The organism is Pseudomonas sp. 5Ae-yellow, from assembly GCF_014077575.1.
GTDB classification, from domain to species: domain Bacteria; phylum Pseudomonadota; class Gammaproteobacteria; order Pseudomonadales; family Pseudomonadaceae; genus Halopseudomonas; species Halopseudomonas neustonica.
In genome coordinates this window covers 108,551-126,220 of the sequence record NZ_JACGWE010000010.1, presented here as the reverse complement: position 1 = coordinate 126,220, position 17,670 = coordinate 108,551, and the positions used below count along the sequence as shown (strand labels likewise).

The window sequence follows — 17,670 nt, the reverse complement described above, 5'->3', positions numbered from 1 at the left end:
AATTACATTGAGATGTTTTATAACCCAAGGCGCCGGCACGGCACGAGTGGTGACCTGTCACCGGTCGAGTACGAAAAGCGTCATTACCAGAGTCTGGCGAGTGTCTAGAATACTGGGGGCGATTCAGTCTTCGATTACGATAACGACGGCGAGTACAAAAAGAATGGCACCGTCGGTGAGACGGTGGCACCTTTTTATGAGTTTGATGCCTACGTTACCGTCTCGCCCGACCGTCAGGGCTCCCCTAATAACGTGCTGAGTATTGTCCACCGTTATCAGGATAGCTGGATCAATATGGCTAATTTTGTTGCACCCAGCGGCAGCGCGTCTGAGCCGTGTGGTCTGTGGGATTACCTGCAGAACTACATGGATATCACCCATCCGCTACCGGACACGCCAGAGCTAGAGGCATTCCGTCACCTTGACCCAGCCACCGCCGAGTACGATCGGCAGACCGGCCGCGAGCCGCGTTACTGGCGTGATATGGACGATGACACCTTTAACACCAAGGTGCGGGAAATGACCGAACGCATCCCACATATCAACACTATGCAGCGCACAAACCTAATGACCCGGTATGTGAACTATCACGCACAGTGATCGTTGTTTGATTTTGGCTGTAGCGGTGTTGAGCGGCGGGGCACTAGCTTCACTTGCCTGCTGCGGTGCAGCGCTGCACGTCTAGCTTGCGTGGGGGCAGGTAAATATTAATTCATAAGTCAGCGAGCTGGTTTTGCTTTGATAGATCCATTGCTATTGCCGGAAGTTTCTAATGCCCGACGTTAAAACCGAAGTCCAGGCGACAGCGCCTAGCTTGAAAAAAGCACATCAGGCAGGTGATGTTGAACGCTTTGCTGGCGGTCAGGTCAGCTATCTTGCGCCTTTACCGTTGCCGACTGGGCAGCCCGCTGAAGACTATGCCCACGCGGTGGGCGAGATGAACGATGTCTATATGACTTTCGGCGCAGGCTTGCCCGCGGTATTTGGTCGGCAATTTTTGATAGGCCTGTCCATGTTCGGTTGGATAATGATGCTTGTGTTCGCTCCTTTGACGGTGGCCTTACTCGTTCTCTTATTCGGTGCTCCCATTGAGCGGGTCTACTCCACTTTGGTTGAGGGTTTTGAGTTCTGTCTCAATTACGCTCTGGTGCTAATGCCAGCCATGATGTTGATGTTTTTCCTAGTATGGCGACATCAGCATCTTCAGAACAAAGATATTATTCCGATGCGCTGCAACCGTCAGCGGCGAGAGCTGTGCATGGTGCCAGAAGGTCACACCGCGTCTATTTTTGTTTCTTGGGAGTCGGTCTCGGCTTGGGTTATCGAGGCGAGCGGCGTTAGTCAGTATGGCGTGCAGCGTCAGTATTCCATGGGGTTGGGGTTTTATCACTCCGAGAGCGATGAGGATTACTCGCTGGAGTTTGAGTGCGGGGGGCTACCCCTGGCTATCGCCAACTGGGAGGCGTTGCGAGCGTATATGGAATACGAAGTGAACAGCCTTAAAGAAATCCAAGACCCATTAGATCTGCAACACCCCGACGACCCGCCCCATGAGGGCTTGCATACCTTTTACAATGCGCGCGAACGTATGCGCCGTCGCTATCGGGAGAAGGAAGTTGGCGTCTTTTACGTTATGGGTTGGTACCTGTTTCACTGGGTCACCCTCTGGACGCTGCCTTTTCATCTAACCGACTGGGAAGTAGAGCGGGTCAAGCAGATGCATAAAAGTGACTTGCCAGAGGCCATGCAGGCATGGTCGCAACCGTTGCCTGCGGAGCAATGGGCCAAGCCGAGCACGGAGCTAAAACGGCAAAGCGAGAAGCTTGAGCAACTCATAGAACGTTACCCCCAGCGGCCAGTATTTGAGCTGTTTGCAGAGGTAGGTCGGAGTAAGTGATGCACCTCCGTGCTTGGTTTTTTAATTCTTCTGTTTTTGCTCCCTTGCTGGAAATGTTCATCTGACCCCGGTTGTCCGTACCGCCGGGCAGTCCGAGCTGGTAGCCCAGCAGCATCTCAAGATCACCAACCCGGTAGCTCACGCCGCGCGCGCCAAGGCCTGGATCGATCTCAATCTGGGCGGCAGCCTGCCATTGGTGCTGGCTGGTCTGGGCCTGTGGAACCTAATGGTCACCACACACGCCGTGCATTACGATGGCCACCTGACGGGCACTGAAAAAAACCAGCTTCTCACCTCACTGGCGTCCTCTGGCTCAATGCTGATGGCGTTGATGGTCATGCCGATGTGGGCGCGGGTGGGCAATATGACGGGGGTTATTCGAGGTAAAACATTTGAGCTGACTCAGGCTGGGGCACGAGTCTGGCTGAAAGAAGGTCAGCTCGGCCATGCAAAACTCGCACAGCGTCTGATCGCCCGAACCGCCGGTATGGCCGCATTGAGCGTCATCGCCTCTGTCAGCGAGATTGTGCAGATAAACGAGCAAATGAAGAAGGCGACGAGTCCAGAGCAGGAAGGGGCAATGCGGGTTCAGCAGCTATCATTAGTCGCAATGGGGCTTGCCGGCGCTTTTCAGCTTGGAGGAAGCCTATCCGGCCTGCAGTTTTCCTTCGCCTGGGTCATGGGCGGTTGGATGGTCGGGTTCTTGGCCATCGCGGGTTTAATCTATCTTGTCGCCAGCATTGTGGTCAGCCTTTACCACCGCGAGGGCCTGCGGCTTTGGTTGTACCAGTGCTATTGGGGCAAGGCGGCCACTGTCGCCGACACCGAGGGTGCGCACAAAAAGAGTCTCTGGCAGTTGGCGCAAATCTGTCTTACTCCCGGCGTCACCGTGCGCGCCACCGGCAATCCCTATACGCCCACACTCAACGGTGCCTGGTTGCACTTCAGCCTACCAGCCCAACTGGCGGGCCAGCGCTGTGAGATCAAGGCTGTATTTGTACGCAAGACCAGTGGCGTTATGGCCGCGCGCAGAGTTCTCGCCTTGGATGCCGGAGCCCGTGAGCGCCTGGCGGGGGGCTACTGGAGCCAGGCAATCGAAGCTGAGCCGCTGCCGCAAATGCCCCCGCCGGGCCAAAATGACCAATTGCCGGGTGATATCAGCTATCCTCCGCAGGCCAGCCACTACCATTGGCGCACCTGGATATCCGTCAGCGGCGCGTCCTATGTGGAGCTGGAAATAACCTATCCGCATGTGTTGGAGCCCGATACCCAGGTACCTGCGAGTTACACCTTCAGAGCTAGCCTGCTAGGCGCGCCGAGAAATGCTGAACTGATCAGTAACCCCTTGCACGATGAGCCCATCGACGGTGAGCTACTTTCGCGCTCAGATGCACCAGCGCAGCGCATTACCTTGCCTGTTCCGACCACGGAGTCCTGAGATGTTTACACGCAAACCCCTGACCCTGCCGCCGCAGCTGCAATGGCAGTATCAGGATGAGCCCGCGCTGGCCGAGTGGTCGCTGAAGGCACGGCCTTATAATACGGATATTGCAAATGGGCTTTTTGTAATATTTGTAATTATTTCTGCCGCTGCAGCCTACTGGCATAGAATGTTAAACGGCTTCCCTTTTATAGTTGATATCTTGCTTTTTTGCGTTTTTATAAGTCTTGCTTTAAGCATGACCCACCAAAAAACAAAGTTCGCCTACCGCCTGACGGCCTCAGGTCTGGAGTTCTGTGAGTGGAAGGCTTTCCCTGAGTGGCTGCCCACCCTGCTGAAGTGGCTAGCCGTGATCACCGGGGTGGTGATGCTGATGCTGGTTATGGTGCACCCGGCGGCGCTGATCGGAGCGATAGCGGGGCCGGGGCTGATCGGCCTGATGTATCTGCGCATGGGCACCTCCAGTCAGTTTCGCGAGATGCACGAAACCTATAGACACAAGGTCCAGCCTTGGAGCGACTTTACGAAGGTAACGGCTTTTCGGCGGCGTTCGATTATTGGATTGGATTTTACCTATTTCAACCCCCAAGCCGATGAAGGTAAAGGGCGTATGATAAAGCGGGAGCGCCTGCTCTACTGCCGCAAATCCCACTACAACGAGCTGATTAAAATCATCCGTGCCCAATTGCCGGATTCCACACCCTATGAGGAAGCTTATATCCAGATATATGCTTGAGCACTGGGGTAGCTCTTGATCGGCAGTATGGCCTCGCGCACGCCCATTGCGCTGTTTGCCGAGGCGCGTGAACGTACAGTATTTTCTGGGGCCAGCCACTACCATTGGCGCACCTGGATACCCGTCAGCGGCGCGTCCTACGTGGAGCTAGAAGTTACCTATGCCGACGTGTTGGAGCCCGATACCCAGGTACCTGCGAGTTACACCTTCAGAGCTAGCCTGCTAGGCGCGCCGAAAAATGCTGAACTCATCAGTAACCCCTTGCACGATGAGCCCATCGACGGTGAGCTACTGTCGCGCTCAAGCGCACCAGCGCAGCGCATTACCTTGCCTGTTCCGACCACGGAGTCCTGAGATGTTTACACGCAAACCCCTGACCCTGCCGCCGCAGCTGCAATGGCAGTATCAGGATGAGCCTGCGCTGGCCGAGTGGTCGTTGAAAGCAAGGCCTTATAATACGGATATCGCGAATGGAATATTTATTTTTTTTCTACTCATCCAAATACCTTGTCTAGCGTGGTTATTACCTTCAATGACGTCGGGTTTGGCGTATCAGTTGCTCATAGGGGGCTTTCTTTACATCGTTGTTATGAGTGGAGGATTCAGCATGACCCACCAAACAACAAAGTTCGCCTACCGCCTGACGGCCTCAGGTCTGGAGTTCTGTGAGTGGAAGGCTTTCCCTGAGTGGCTGCCCACCCTGCTGAAGTGGCTGGCCGTGATCACCGGAGTGGTGATGCTGATGCTGGTGATGGTGCACCCGGCAGCCCTGATCGGAGCGATAGCGGGGCCGGGGCTGATCGGCCTGATGTATCTGCGCATGGGCACCTCCAGCCAGTTTCGGAAGATGCATGAAAGCTATCATCACATCGTGCACTCGTGGGATGAGTTCAAAAAAGTAACGGTATTTCGGCGGCGCTCGATTATTGGCTTAGATTTCGAGTGGTATAACCCTGAAGGAGAAGACGGGAAGGGCCGAATGATCCCGTGGGAGGAAATCATCTACTGTCGCAAATCCCACTACAACGAGCTAATCGAAATCATCCGTGCCCAGTTGCCGGATTCGACGCCCTATGAAGAAGCCTATATCCAGATTTATGCGGGAGCGTAGCGGTATCACTTCATAGGTTGTCTTGGTGCGCAAGGCCAGTGGCGCTATGGCCTCGCGCACGCCCATTGCGCTGTTTGCCGAGGCGCGTGAACGTACAGTATTTTCTGGGGCCAGCCACTACCATTGGCGCACCTGGATACCGGTCAGCGGCGCGTCCTATGTGGAGCTGGAAATTACCTATGCCGACGTGTTGGAGCCCGATACCCAGGTACCTGCGAGTTACACCTTCAGAGCTAGCCTGCTAGGCGCGCCGAGAAATGCTGAACTCATCAGTAACCCCTTGCACGATGAGCCCATCGACGGTGAGCTACTGTCGCGCTCAAGCGCACCAGCGCAGCGCATTACCTTACCTGTTCCGATCACGGAGTCCTGAGATGTTTACACGCAAACCCCTGACCCTGCCGCCACAGCTGCAATGGCAGTATCAGGATGAGCCCGCGCTGGCCGAGTGGTCGCTGAAGGCACGGCCTTACAATACGGATATCGCGAATGGGATTTTTTTAATTTTCTTGGTTATCTGTGCAGTGGTTTCAGTTTGGACAGGCATGGATACTGCGAAGTCTTTAGGCTATCAGCTTCTTTGGGGGGGGGGGGGATGTTTGTAATATTGATGAGTATGGTTGTCAGCATGACCCACCAAAAAACAAAGTTCGCCTACCGCCTGACGGCCTCAGGTCTGGAATTCTGTGAGTGGAAGGCTTTCCCTGAGTGGCTGCCCACCCTGCTGAAGTGGCTAGCCGTGATCACCGGGGTGGTGATGCTGATGCTGGTGATGGTGCACCCGGCGGCACTGATCGGAGCGATAGCGGGGCCGGGGCTGATAGGCTTGATGTATCTGCGCATGGGTACGTCCAGCCAGTTTCGGAAGATGCATGAACAGTTTCATCAAGGTTTCCACCCTTGGAATGACTTCACCAAGATGATCGTTTTCCGCCGTCGCTCGATCATTGGATTGGATTTTACTTACTTCAATCCTCAAGCCGATGAGGGCAAGGGCCGTATGATCGATACGGATCGTCTTATCTACTGCCGCAAATCCCACTACAACGAGCTGATTAAAACCATCCGTGCCCAGTTACCGGATTCTACGCCCTATGAGGAAGCTTATATCCAGATATATGCCTGAGCGCTGGGGTAGCTCTTGATCGGCTGTATTGGTGCGCAAGGCCGACAGTATCCAGCTCTTTTTGGCTTTGCAGCCCAGCCTGCCGCGTCGTTCTGATGAGTAGCGCACATCGTCCGCTGTAAGCGTCGGATAAAATGCGGCGCTGTCGAACCAACTGAGCTAGCCGCTCCCGCTCAGTGATAGGAACAATGGATGTTCACCCCCGCTAAACAAGTCACCGCCATTGTTCCAGTCAATCCTGCGCTGCGCAGCTGATGACTCAATCACCCTATGCTACAACCGCCTACTCATCGGCCAACCTGCAACGTCAGCCGCCGGGCAAGCCGCGTTCGGGTTTAAAGCAGCTGGCGGGGCAGCGGCTGCCTTGGGGTAACACCCAAGAGATCGTACCCGATAACTTTATGATGCCAGAGCCTTCCCGCCTGAGGTCGCTTGAGCGTGATCGCTTGCTGCGCGACGAGCAAATCGCTCAAGGCACCTATAAGCCAGCACCGATGGAGCACATTGATTTTCACGATCGCTGCGATCATGAGCATTACCGCCATGCTCCTTGGGCGGGTAGAACACACTTTTGGCTGTATCTTGGTGGTTTTGGGAAGGTTGGTTTCTTTATTTTCCTGTTCTTTGGACTTTTGTTTTCTCTGATTGACGCATTGAGTGCTGGCCAGGAATACATACATGTCTTTCTCGAGTCGTTCAGCATTGTGTTTTATCCAGTCACTCTTCCATGCTTTGCTGCGTGGATGCTCGCTGTCTTGGTAACTCACAAATTCCCACGCCTCTGGATCAAACCCGGCAAAGGCCCCAAATGGGAACTCAATCGCCGTAACGGCATGGTGACGGTGTTTGAATACCGCCGCGGGGAGGTGAGTGAAAAGCGCGCGCCTTTTCATGAGTTTGATGCCTACGTTAGTACCACCCCAGACCGCCAAGGCTTGCCCATGAACGTGCTCAGTATCGAGCATCGTTACTCGGATATCAGCATCCACTTTGGCGATATCCAGCCGCCCGACCGCAATATCAATCAGCACTGTGCGTTGTAGGATTTTATTCAGAACTACATGGATACCAACCACGCACTCCCGGATACGCCGCTGTTTGAAGAGCACCGGGCTAACGACGCCACCACGGCGGAACACGACAAAGCCGCAGGCCGTCATCCGCGCTACTGGCGCGATATGGACGATGAGGCCTTCAAGCAAGCACAGAGCCAGATGCGAGCTCAGATAGCGAGGATTAACACCCTTAGTCGGCAGAACCTGGCGGCTTAGTTTGAAGAAAGCCTTGGTGCCTCGTTTCACTCAAAACCAATAGTTCGGCCAGCGCTTGCCGGCGCCCACATTATTGATGACGAGCGCCACCAGAACCAGGATCACTGAACCGGCCAGGACGGGTGTGAGCAGAAAATGGTACTCGTGAATGCCTGCCAGCATGATTACCAGAGGGTTAGCGCCAGCGGGCGGATGTACTGCTCGACAGACCTGCATCAGCGCGATAGCGACGCCTACGGCGATGGCCATGGCCAGCGGGCCGCTGCCAGCTAGCTGGAAGATGACGATGCCAACCAGCGCGGCGATACAGTGCCCGCCAATCACATTACGTGGCTGCGCCAGCGGGGCGTTGGGGGCGGCGAACAGGAGTACGCAAGTCGCGCCAAAGGGGGCCATGAGCAAGGGCACTTCAGCCAACTGGGTTAACCAGGCGATGGCACCAATCCCCAGAGTCCCGCCGACTAGTCCGGTAAGAATCTGCATTAGTTCTGGCCGGGGCGGGCAGACGCTGGTGCCTTTGATTTTGTGAAGCATGGAGTTGCCTTTGTGCTAAGGTTTGTACAGATCGGTACAATACGCAAATGTACCGATCTGTACAATTTCTTTTTCCGCGCATGGCGCTTTTAACTGCGGGCAGGCTTATGGGTAAGCGTGACGACATTCTCGATACCGCGATGGCGCTGTTTAACCGTCACGGTTATCAAGCGGTCGGGGTAGACCTGATTCGGGATGAGGCGCAGGTGTCGAAGATGACCCTGTATAAATACTTTGCCACCAAGGAAGCCCTGGTCGAGTCGGTGCTCCGGCTGCGACACGAGCGGTTCAAGCAGTCGCTGGAACTATGGTTGGCGGAGTACGCCGATCCGGTTGAGCGATTTAAGGCCGTGTTTAATTGGCATCTGCGCTGGTTTTCTTCGCGTCAGTTTTACGGCTGTATGTTTATCAAGGCGGCGGGTGAGTTTCATCAGGTTGAAGATTATCTGGTGGTGGCCCGGTTGCATAAAGACTGGGTACGGGAGCTGCTCTGTAGACTGCTGGCCGACATGGGCGTGGAAGAGGCGGCGACCAAGGCGAGCTATTTGCTGGTGTTGCTCGATGGGATGATTGTTAACGCGGGTATCTTTAGTTCGCTAAGCCACGTTGATGCGGCCTGGCGGTGCGTTTGTGACTGCCTGGGTATGGAGTATGCTGCGTTGGATGCGCCCGATAGGGCCACGCTGCCCGACAGCGTGTTTTAGCCAGTTGGCGGGCAGTTTAGCCTATTAGCGTAGCGCGCCCATTGCCTGGTTCAAGGCGCGTTCCAGCTGCTGTCGGTAGCGCAGGTATTGTGCGGTCTGCATGCGCTCGCCGGGATCGATGGCGGATAGGTCCAGGTCGGTGATGTAGCAGGGGTAGGCTTCACGACTTTGGCGTTGGCTGAGGATGTGTTTGGCGACTTCGGCATAGAGTCGCGTTCCGTGTTCCAGCTCGGAAAATTCCCGATGATCACAGAAGATGGTGACGTTGAAGCCCTGCTTTCCTGAGGGCTCGGCGATAGCCTGCACCGCGTAGAAGTCAGCGCTCAGGCCATCGCGTGGCAAGGGTTTTTCTTCCAGACGCAGAGGGTTGCCGTCGTGTGCGGGCTGGATTGCATAGAGCTGCACTTCGCCTTCCCAGATACTGCTTTCCAGGCTCTCTTTTACCTGCCGGCGTAACCGGATACCGTTTAGAAAGCGTAGCAGCGGCAGCAGCATGGTCTGCTCGTCGCGGTAGCTCTGTTGGTGAGTCCAGAGTGCGCCTCTTTCATCCAGCAAGCTCACCTCGACCTGCCAGTTGGCTTTGATGCGATAGAACAGCTGTATGCGGCCAGGTCTTTCGTGTTGCAGAATCAACGCGAGGTCTTGCCCCTGCAGGGCGTAGGCATCCAGTGCGAGCTTGCTGTGACGCGGCCGGGAGCGGCCCAGGTTGCGCAGCAGTGCTGGGCGATCGGCCAGCTCGATCATATTGATCTGTTCGTCGCGCCACTCCAACAGGCGGAAACCGTTCTGCACCTGCACCAAAAAACGATCCGGTGGGTTAGCCAGCAGGTGCTGAGCGGCATCGCGGAACAGGCCTTCAACGCGCTCCGCGATGGAGCTGGAACGATTACGGCAGAAACAGCGCACCTGTAGCTCGGGTAGGCGTTTGTGCTCGCGGCCCTGATTCAGATAGTCGCACAGCGCCTGCATGCAGGCTTCTTCGCCCTCGTAGTGGGTTACCAGCATTTCGTTCCAGCTGTTGAGCGAGACTTGATCGATACTGAGGATCAGGTTGTCACGCATGCCGGAGTAGCCCAGGGCGTCGGTGTGACTGCTGATCATGTGCAAATTATGCTGGCTGTTACTCGGTAGCGGGTCGAGGCCGATGTTGACCAGCAGTAGCACATGGCAGGGTTCGCTGGCACGCGACAACGCCGTTTCGGTCAGGGCGGGCAGCGGCAGCGGAAATTGCTGTTGCAGGCTGAGCACCAAATTGCTCAGTTCAAATTCGCTGAGCGTGCTATCGCCGGGATACAGCGCAAAGCGCGTGGCGCTGTCGATCATGCCGTTGCGGTGTCCCCAGGCCAGTAGCTCCATGAGCCGGCGTGAGCGCTTGAGTGGCGGGTGGTCGCCCAGTTCGTTGATGGATAGGCTGCCCTGGTACAGGTTCCAGTAAGCTTCGCTGTAGTCCGTCGCTGGCGCTTGCGCCAGTGTCAGCAGGTCTTCGCTGAGGTCGGGGCTGATACCGGGGTTGATAAACTCGATCTTGCCGGCCTTGCGCTCAAAGGCAGCGTAGAGACGGCGGCCGAGCAAGGAGAGGTCGCGGCTGGTAACCTGATTGATCACGCCATGGCTGCGGCCAAAATGCGACAGCAGGCGGTAGCTGTGGGTCAGCTCGTTGACCAGTTGACGCCGCTCAGTGCTGACCTCGCGAATGCGCCACTCCTGTCGGCTGTCCATCTGCTGTAGCTGGCGCGGGCCCCATTGCCACTCGCGCACCAGCTTTTCCATCAGGTTACGCTTCCAGTCGAGTAGACCGCTGCGTTTGCTCAGGCGCACGTTGGCTTTGATATACAGACAGCGGCGCAGCAGCTCTAGCCGTTCCAGCTCTTTGCGGTTCAACAGGTAGCGCTCAATGCGGCGATAGAGCATCACGTAGGGGTCCAGCTCGTCGGCATCGAGCTGGCCGTTGTAGATGGCGGCCTTGAAGTCGAGGCTGAGGCAGCGCACTTGCGGATGCTCGCTTGAATACACTTCGGTCAGCAGCAACTTGAGCACTGACTTGTAGGGCGAGTCGATCCCTTTGTATAGCTGCCAGAGGCCAGCTCCGACAAACTCACCAGCAGGAACGCCGGCCACATGGCCAAAGTCCAGGCTGTCCTGGCCACGCACAAAGCGTTTGCTCAGCAGCTGCTCGGCGTAGCTGTCGTATTGGTGCTCTTCATATGCCGGGACTAGCCACCAGAGCGGGTAACGGCCGCCAAGCATGATGGCGGTGCGGTAGAACTCGTCGAGCAACAGATAGTGCTGAGTGCTGCCGCAGTCTTCTCCGGCGAGTTCGTTATTGCGCGCGCCGCTACTGAACTCGGTTGGGTTGATCAGGTGGAAATGCGCTTCGCTGCCTTGTGTCGCCGCCCAGTCGGTAATCCGCTGACACTTGCTGGTCAGCTCCGCTAGCGCCGTTTCCGACAGGTCAGGTTGATGGCAGACCCAGATATCCAGGTCGCTGTGTTCGGATTGTCCAATGGTACCGCCACTGCCCATCAGGTAGAGGCCGATAATCTGCGGCAAAAAGCCGGCGGGGTGACGGCGGTATTGATAGCTGCGAGTCAGTGCCTGGGCACTTTGCAGCGCGGCCGTCTCGGGTTCATAGCCGGCCAGGCCATGGGGCGTTTCACGCGAGACAAAGCCGGGCAGCAGGTGATAGTTGACGTCAAACAACAGCGGTATCAGCTGCAGAACGTTGTACTGCCGCGTTGGCAGTGCTTGCAGCACCCGCCGCAGGCGCGTCTGATTGAGTGCCGTGAAGCGCTTGCGCAGCGTATTCAGCGCCTTGCGATCAATGCCTTCGTCAATCAGTGGATGAATTACACCTGCCTGCGGCATCAGCTGCCTCGCTTAGGCTGGATCGGCGCGCAGAATGGTAAGCAGCGCTTGGGCGTGCTCCGCTGCGTCCAGCCCCAGGCTGGTCAGATAGCCGCCATCGTGCTGGGTTACCAGCCCCTGTTTGTGGAGTCGCTCAACAGCGGCGACCAGCGCCGTATCGGCCTCGTGCTTGTGGATCTTCAAGCCCTCCAGCGTATTGGCCAGGTTGAATTGGCAAAGCAGGTTGATGTCGGCGACTTCGTCGGGTTTCAGCATAGGGGCGTTACCTCTTGTTGGAGTAGCTTGCAGTCTAGCTAGTAAAGCCGCGAACGGCTTTTACCACTGGGTGATCTCTTGCAGCCCATTCATTGTCATGATGGCGCTGGATATTCTTTCCGTGCAGCGTTACAAGAGTGCAGCATTTCATACCCGCAGGACAATGGAGAAAAACAATATGATCAAGCTTCATGGCTTTGCCGTCAGTAACTATTTCAACATGGTTAAGCTGGCGCTACTGGAGAAGGGTGCTGATTTCGAGATGGTTCACGTGCACGGCAGCCAGGACGAAGCCTTCCTGGCCATCAGTCCACGTGGCAAGGTGCCGGTGCTGGAGACCGACAAGGGCTTTCTTAACGAAACCAATGTGATCCTGGAATACATTGAAGAAACCCAGGGCGGCAAGGCGCTGTTGCCAAGCGATCCCTACGAGCGTGGCTATGTACGGGCGCTGACGAAAGAGATCGAGCTGTATATCGAGCTGCCCGCGCGCAGTTGCTATATGGAAGTCTTCTTTGGTGGCAAGGTCGACCAGGCCGTCAAGGATAAAGCCAAAGCCGACTTGCTCGGTGGTATTGCCGCGCTCAAGCGTCACGCCAAGTTTGCGCCTTATATTGCCGGCAGTGAGATGACCATTGCCGACATTATGTTCCTGTTCAGCATTGATCTGGCCTCAGCGGTGGCGGGCAAGTTGTTTGGTGTTGACCTGTTGGCTGATCTGCCTGAGGCCAAAGCCTTGCTGGCCGAGCTGGCCAAGAACCCTAACGTGCAGAAGATCGAAGAGGCCAAGAACGCTGAAATGGCGGCGTTTATTGCTGCCGCCAAGGCGCGCAAGTAAAGCGTCAGGCCTTAACTCAGGGCGGCGCACTCTGCGGGTGTGCCGTCTAAGGTTATTTTGCGGATGGACTCATGGCGCGCTGTATCCTATCGTCTGCGCTATACAGACTAGATCAGGAATCAGCCGATGAGCTTTGCCGATAACGACTTTCTACGCCAACTGCCCAAGGCCGAGTTGCACTTGCATCTTGAGGGCAGCCTGGAGCCCGAGCTGCTGTTTCAGCTGGCCGAGCGTAATGGTGTGCAACTGCCCTACGCCAACGTCGAGGCACTGCGCGCGGCTTACCAGTTTAGCAACCTGCAGGACTTTCTGGATATCTACTATCAGGGCGCGGGGGTACTACAGACCGAGCAGGATTTCTACGACCTGACCTGGGCCTATCTTGAGCGCTGCGCAGCCGATGGCGTGGTGCATGTCGAGCCCTTCTTTGATCCACAGACGCACACCGAGCGCGGTATTGCCATCGCGACCCAGCTCAAGGGGATTAGCCGGGCACTGGCTGACGGGCAGGCCCAGCTGGGCATCAGCTCGCGGCTTATTCTCAGTTTCTTGCGCCACCTGAGCGAGGATGAAGCCATCGCGACTCTGCAGGAAGCCTTGCCCCTGCGCGAACACTTTGTTGCCGTAGGCCTCGACAGTGCCGAGCACGGCAATCCGCCCGAGGGCTTTGTACGGGTATTCGATATGGCGCGCGAACAGGGTTTGCAGGCGGTGGCTCACGCTGGCGAGGAAGGCCCCGCAGATTACATCTGGCAGGCGCTGGATTTGCTGCGCGTCATCCGTATCGACCACGGCGTACGTTGCGTAGAAGATCCGGTACTGGTCGAGCGCTTGATTGCCGAACAGACGCCACTCACCGTCTGCCCGCTCTCCAACACCAAGCTGAAAGTCTTTGCGCAGATGCAGGACCACAACATTCTGCAACTGTTGGATCAGGGCGTGAAAGTCACCATCAACTCCGATGACCCGGCCTATTTTGGCGGTTACATGCTGGCCAACTTTGTCGCCGTGCGGGATGCGCTGGATATGACGCGCGAGCAGGCGATTGCGCTGGCGCGCAACAGCATTACCGCGAGTATGTTGCCGGAGGTTGAGCAGGCGGTCTGGTTGGCGAAGTTGGATGAGGCGGCTTGAGAGGGTGCTTGAGCACGCTGGCTTGATTGGCTCATCAGCAGAGTAAGTTGATGAGCCAGTTGGTCTTTTGCTTCTCGCGATCCGAGGTCAAAGCCTGTTTTGGAGAGGGTGGTTAGATATTTCTGTCGTTTTCACGCATGTTTTTCGCCAGCAAGGGCGTCCCCAGCCAAGCTGGCTTGCTGCTTCTGTGCGTTACTCGGTGTTTAGCGCGCCTGCGGAACTCGTCGCTATGCTCCTCAGGCTAGGCGCTCCCATGTTCAATAAATGCGTGCCGTTCTATCAAGACAAGGTTGAGCTCATTGTGTGAGGCTGTGACCGATGTTGATAGGCGATACAAAAAAGCCCCAGCCAAAAATGGCCAGGGCTCCGATAGCGCAAATACTAAACCTCAGTCCAGCATATCCTTAAACCGCTCATCCTTGCGGAAACTCAATTTCTTACTGAATCCCGGAATACTAATGTCCGTATCGCTGATCACAATCTCGTGCTCGTCGATCATGCCCTGGCCAAAGTTATAGATGATATCGAGCTGGCCCTTGAGCGCACGCTGTTCGTAGGCAGCGGCATTGGCGCGGGTCTGTTCCCGGCGGGCGCGGTAATCGGCAAACACAGCTTCACCATAGCGCTTGGCAAGCATGCGCTCTACCACGCTGGGCGCGAGCACCAGGGCGCTGGCGTTGTTGCCACCAAAACCTTTGGAGTTGATGAAGGCAACTTCCAGTGGCTTGCTCTGGCGATCGACATCCTGGGTGCTGATTTGCAGATGGGTTTGATGCACGTCGTCGGCAACCGCATCGATGGTCTTGATGCCGGGAATAATCTGATAGCGGAAGCTGCCGAGCGTGGCCATCAACTGGTCGGCACTGGCACTGGCCAGCGAGTGGCCGACATAGGCCTTGGCTGCGGCAACCGGCCAGTTATTGATGCCAAAGGCATCGGCGACGCGGTCGAGAATTTCTGACTCGGTGGTGCGGTTGGCCGGGGTGCTGGAGCCGTGTGCGTGCACAAAGCTGCGTTCCTTGACGGCGTCCGGACCGACGATCTGCATGGCGCTGTGCACGGCTTTGGCCATGGTCAGGTAGTTGCCCGGACCAGGGGCCGAGATGGACTTCTTGAAACCGTCGGCATTGATGAAGACATCGGGCACGGCGCCGTGAATGTCGGCGCCGAGTTCTATGGCCAACGCATCGTCCATCAGTACAAAGAATTGGCCGGACTCGGCCAGAGTGAACCCGCAGTTGGCACTAAACGGGCGGCTGGCGCGACGGAAGTCGACCTCTTCCTGACCGCCTACCTGGCGCAGACCGTCTTCGGTGGCTAATGCGCCCATGGCGCCGTAGCCCTCGATGCACTCCTGAGTAATAGGCGCCTCGCCATTGCCGACCAGCACCACGCGGGCGCGGCCGCTGGTGATCATGTCACTGCCTTTCTGCAGGTTATACAGGAAGCTGGCACAGGCGCCGGTAATCGCGCCCGTGGTACCGACGCTACCAAGGATATAAGCGTTGATGAAGTCGGCAGGCATGCTGTTGAGTCCCAGAGCCAACTGCTTGGCACTGACGCGATTGCCTTTGAGGCGCGACTGCATCAAGCCGCCAAAACTGTTTTCATCCAGCTGGCTCATGGCGCTGCTGGCAAATACCGCGACTTGATCGGGCTCGACTGCATCGGCGATGGTTTGCCACTCAATGCCCACCGAGCGAAGGGCATCGGTAGCAGCGACTATGGTCAGTTGCAAACCGCGTGGATGGAAGCGCGAGGCATAGAGTTCACCCGGCTCCATGCCACTGGGCAGTTGGCCGGCGGATTTCACCGGGAGTGAGCGGTAGCTGTCGACCTTGATGTCGCAGCCGTCATAAACGGTGACCATGACGTCGGTATCGTTCAGTGCTTCTACCGCCCAGTCGCTTGGCAGCGGTTCGGGGAGCTGCTTGCTCAAGGTGATAAAGGAGAAGGGCTTGCCTGCCTCGCCGGTAATGGTCAGGTTCTTTTGCCAGTGGGCGGCGTCTACATCCAGGTGGCGTTTTTCAATCCGGCGCACCAGGGTGCCGTCGAGTATCTGCTGACCAAAGCGTTGTTCGATGTCGGCCTCGTTGATAGGCTGGTCGTCGGCGTCCAGATACTGCTCGTTTTCAACCCGGACCAGCTTCATCAGCACGGCCAGACCTACTAGCGTCTGCTGGCGCTCGGCGGCGGGCAGTGATTCGATCACCATCCGGCGGAAACCGTGGTGGGATGAGCTTCGGCCGGCGGCGTTGTATCCGCCAAAGCCGACAATGACCGGTAAACGCGACATCACGCAAGACTCCTCACTGTGTCCCTGTGCCTCGGGTGGGCTGAACGGAATCGGAGCGGTCGCATCGGGCGGTGAGCACAGATGAACAGGCAGTCTCCGGCGTTCGGAACGGTATATTTGATTTTCTGATGTCAAATGATGACGAAAACTGTAACTGCTTGGTCACGTTCAGACCACAGTGTTTTTGTAATTGCTGGTTCCGTGCGGGCTAGTTGGCGTATTGGGCAGCATCCAGTATGCGCCGCAGCTCGCCGCTCTCTCTGAGTCTCAGTAGGGCGTCGTCTAGTTGATCGCGCAGTGCTTCTGCCTGTGCTGTTGCCTTGGATACGAAGAGATAGACTTCGATCCGGGACAAGGGTTCTACCACTATTTGCCCTTGCGGGACGGTCCGCATCGGCAGGGTCATGGGGTCTGAATAGTTGATCAGGTATTCAGCCCGGCGGTGCAGCAGCATTTGCAGTGCGGACTGATGGGTTGCTGCTCGCGTCAGGGTTACCCCTAGCTGTGGGTCTTGCAGCGCTTGGCTGAGTGCGCCATAGGTATAGGCGCCGATCAGTATCACGCTATGGCCAGCCAGGTCGCGCAGGTTGCGGATCGGCGGAGCTTCCACGTGCCGATAGACGTTGAGTTTGAGGCTAAGCAAGGGGAGCTTGCCCTGCAAGGCGAATGCGCTGAACTCAGGGTGGTCTTTGGCAGCCATGGTGATCTGCGTATCGCCACTCTTGAGGCGGTTATACAGCCTAGCTGGTGGATAATCGCGCAGATGGTAGCTTAGCCCTGCTTCGGCGAACAAAGCGTCGGCGAGGGTGCGAACCGCGCCTGCGGGCTCGCCTTGTTCATCGACATAGAAATAGGGCGGAAAGTCGGCCAAACCGAATTCCACTGGGGGTTCTGCTGCCATCAGCTGCTGACTTTGTAGCGTCAGCAGCGCGGTCAGGCAAAGGCACAATAATGAGCGTATCAAGGGTCAATCCCGCAGCGAGTCGCACCTTTCAAGCTAGAAGCTTGTAGCCTTGGCGTCAACTGCGGCCTATGGCCAGCTGCTATGCGTTGTCGCTGCTGGCTGGTTCAAAAATGACGTACACCTTGCGGGTCGGCGACACCGCCTCCCAGGTACCGGAAAAACCGGCGGGTATCACGAAGCGATCACCGGTACGCACGGTGCGGCTACCGCCTTGATCGTCATGCAGGATGGATTCGCCGGCAAGGATTTCACAGTACTCGTGCTCGCTGTAACTGACCTGCCATTGCCCTGGTTCACATTCCCATACGCCCGCAGAAAACTGCTGGTCCGGGCTGCTGTAATGATTGCGCACATTCTGCGCTGGGTCGCCTTTGAGTACTTTGGCTGCATCTGGACGGTAGTGTTCTGCCGTGGTGTCGGCGGTGGCGAAATCGATGATGCTGTTGATCGTCATTTATCGGGTTCCGGTCTGGCAATGAAAAGCCCCGGCGCTATGGC

The 17,670-nt window shown here is 56.7% G+C and carries 21 protein-coding genes; 15 read left to right on the top strand and 6 right to left on the bottom strand.

The features are described from left to right. The 12 genes from H4J77_RS08895 to H4J77_RS08840 all read left to right on the top strand — a co-directional run. Positions 1-108: IS3 family transposase (locus H4J77_RS08895; RefSeq protein ID WP_148079639.1), on the top strand; the 108-nt coding region annotated here is incomplete at its 5' end. 75 nt (positions 109-183) lie between these two features. Next, positions 184-600 carry a hypothetical protein gene (locus H4J77_RS08890; protein WP_182247949.1) on the top strand — a complete coding sequence of 139 codons (417 nt, stop codon included), beginning with the start codon at positions 184-186 and terminating at the stop codon, positions 598-600. 172 nt (positions 601-772) lie between these two features. Then, positions 773-1,897, top strand: coding sequence for a hypothetical protein (locus H4J77_RS08885; RefSeq protein WP_182247947.1), 1,125 nt, complete (start codon positions 773-775; stop codon positions 1,895-1,897). Positions 1,898-2,123: 226 nt separating this feature from the next. Further along, positions 2,124-3,335, top strand: coding sequence for a hypothetical protein (locus tag H4J77_RS08880; protein WP_182247945.1), 1,212 nt, complete (start codon positions 2,124-2,126; stop codon positions 3,333-3,335). Position 3,336: 1 nt separating this feature from the next. Beyond that, the gene (locus H4J77_RS08875) at positions 3,337-4,074 is read left to right on the top strand and encodes a hypothetical protein (RefSeq protein WP_182247943.1); all 738 of its coding nucleotides are present in this window, start codon (positions 3,337-3,339) and stop codon (positions 4,072-4,074) included. Between the two features lie 27 nt (positions 4,075-4,101). Continuing rightward, the gene (locus tag H4J77_RS08870; protein ID WP_182247941.1) at positions 4,102-4,428 is read left to right on the top strand and encodes a hypothetical protein; all 327 of its coding nucleotides are present in this window, start codon (positions 4,102-4,104) and stop codon (positions 4,426-4,428) included. A gap of 1 nt (position 4,429) precedes the next feature. Next, positions 4,430-5,185 carry a hypothetical protein gene (locus tag H4J77_RS08865; RefSeq protein ID WP_182247939.1) on the top strand — a complete coding sequence of 252 codons (756 nt, stop codon included), beginning with the start codon at positions 4,430-4,432 and terminating at the stop codon, positions 5,183-5,185. 25 nt (positions 5,186-5,210) lie between these two features. Continuing rightward, positions 5,211-5,558 carry a hypothetical protein gene (locus H4J77_RS08860; RefSeq protein WP_182247936.1) on the top strand — a complete coding sequence of 116 codons (348 nt, stop codon included), beginning with the start codon at positions 5,211-5,213 and terminating at the stop codon, positions 5,556-5,558. A 1-nt stretch (position 5,559) separates the two neighbouring features. Then, positions 5,560-5,790 (top strand): hypothetical protein, encoded by a 231-nt coding sequence (locus H4J77_RS08855; RefSeq protein ID WP_182247934.1) that lies wholly within the window; start codon positions 5,560-5,562, stop codon positions 5,788-5,790. A 23-nt stretch (positions 5,791-5,813) separates the two neighbouring features. Continuing rightward, entirely contained in the window at positions 5,814-6,311 is a 498-nt protein-coding gene (locus H4J77_RS08850; protein WP_182247932.1) for a hypothetical protein, read from the top strand. 254 nt (positions 6,312-6,565) lie between these two features. Continuing rightward, a complete protein-coding gene (locus tag H4J77_RS08845) occupies positions 6,566-7,354 on the top strand; it encodes a hypothetical protein (RefSeq protein WP_182247930.1) in 789 nt (262 codons plus the stop codon). 18 nt (positions 7,355-7,372) lie between these two features. Beyond that, the gene (locus tag H4J77_RS08840) at positions 7,373-7,582 is read left to right on the top strand and encodes a hypothetical protein (protein ID WP_182247928.1); all 210 of its coding nucleotides are present in this window, start codon (positions 7,373-7,375) and stop codon (positions 7,580-7,582) included. A 30-nt stretch (positions 7,583-7,612) separates the two neighbouring features. Here the strand turns inward: H4J77_RS08840 and H4J77_RS08835 are convergent, their stop codons facing one another. Next, positions 7,613-8,116, bottom strand: coding sequence for an HPP family protein (locus H4J77_RS08835; RefSeq protein ID WP_182247926.1), 504 nt, complete (start codon positions 8,114-8,116; stop codon positions 7,613-7,615). A 107-nt stretch (positions 8,117-8,223) separates the two neighbouring features. Between H4J77_RS08835 and H4J77_RS08830 the strand changes: the two genes are divergently transcribed. Continuing rightward, positions 8,224-8,820: a TetR/AcrR family transcriptional regulator gene (locus H4J77_RS08830; RefSeq protein WP_182247924.1), complete on the top strand. Its 597-nt coding sequence runs from the start codon at positions 8,224-8,226 to the stop codon at positions 8,818-8,820. 24 nt (positions 8,821-8,844) lie between these two features. Here H4J77_RS08830 and H4J77_RS08825 read toward each other — a convergent pair whose 3' ends face one another. Next, positions 8,845-11,685 carry a class I adenylate cyclase gene (locus H4J77_RS08825; protein WP_182247922.1) on the bottom strand — a complete coding sequence of 947 codons (2,841 nt, stop codon included), beginning with the start codon at positions 11,683-11,685 and terminating at the stop codon, positions 8,845-8,847. Between the two features lie 12 nt (positions 11,686-11,697). Continuing rightward, positions 11,698-11,940 (bottom strand): TIGR02647 family protein, encoded by a 243-nt coding sequence (locus H4J77_RS08820; protein ID WP_123889420.1) that lies wholly within the window; start codon positions 11,938-11,940, stop codon positions 11,698-11,700. A gap of 178 nt (positions 11,941-12,118) precedes the next feature. Here H4J77_RS08820 and H4J77_RS08815 point away from each other — a divergent pair, with 178 nt between their 5' ends. Both H4J77_RS08815 and H4J77_RS08810 read left to right on the top strand, forming a co-directional pair. Further along, on the top strand, positions 12,119-12,778 hold the full coding sequence (locus tag H4J77_RS08815; protein WP_123889419.1) for a glutathione S-transferase family protein: 660 nt from the start codon (positions 12,119-12,121) through the stop codon (positions 12,776-12,778). A gap of 126 nt (positions 12,779-12,904) precedes the next feature. Continuing rightward, entirely contained in the window at positions 12,905-13,912 is a 1,008-nt protein-coding gene (locus tag H4J77_RS08810) for an adenosine deaminase (protein WP_123889418.1), read from the top strand. A gap of 388 nt (positions 13,913-14,300) precedes the next feature. Here H4J77_RS08810 and H4J77_RS08805 read toward each other — a convergent pair whose 3' ends face one another. From H4J77_RS08805 to H4J77_RS08795, 3 genes are all read right to left on the bottom strand, one after another. After that, positions 14,301-16,208 carry a beta-ketoacyl synthase gene (locus H4J77_RS08805; RefSeq protein WP_182247961.1) on the bottom strand — a complete coding sequence of 636 codons (1,908 nt, stop codon included), beginning with the start codon at positions 16,206-16,208 and terminating at the stop codon, positions 14,301-14,303. A 208-nt stretch (positions 16,209-16,416) separates the two neighbouring features. Further along, the gene (locus H4J77_RS08800) at positions 16,417-17,172 is read right to left on the bottom strand and encodes an ABC transporter substrate-binding protein (protein ID WP_182247920.1); all 756 of its coding nucleotides are present in this window, start codon (positions 17,170-17,172) and stop codon (positions 16,417-16,419) included. A gap of 79 nt (positions 17,173-17,251) precedes the next feature. Further along, the gene (locus tag H4J77_RS08795; protein WP_182247918.1) at positions 17,252-17,626 is read right to left on the bottom strand and encodes a cupin domain-containing protein; all 375 of its coding nucleotides are present in this window, start codon (positions 17,624-17,626) and stop codon (positions 17,252-17,254) included. Positions 17,627-17,670 lie beyond the last annotated feature (44 nt).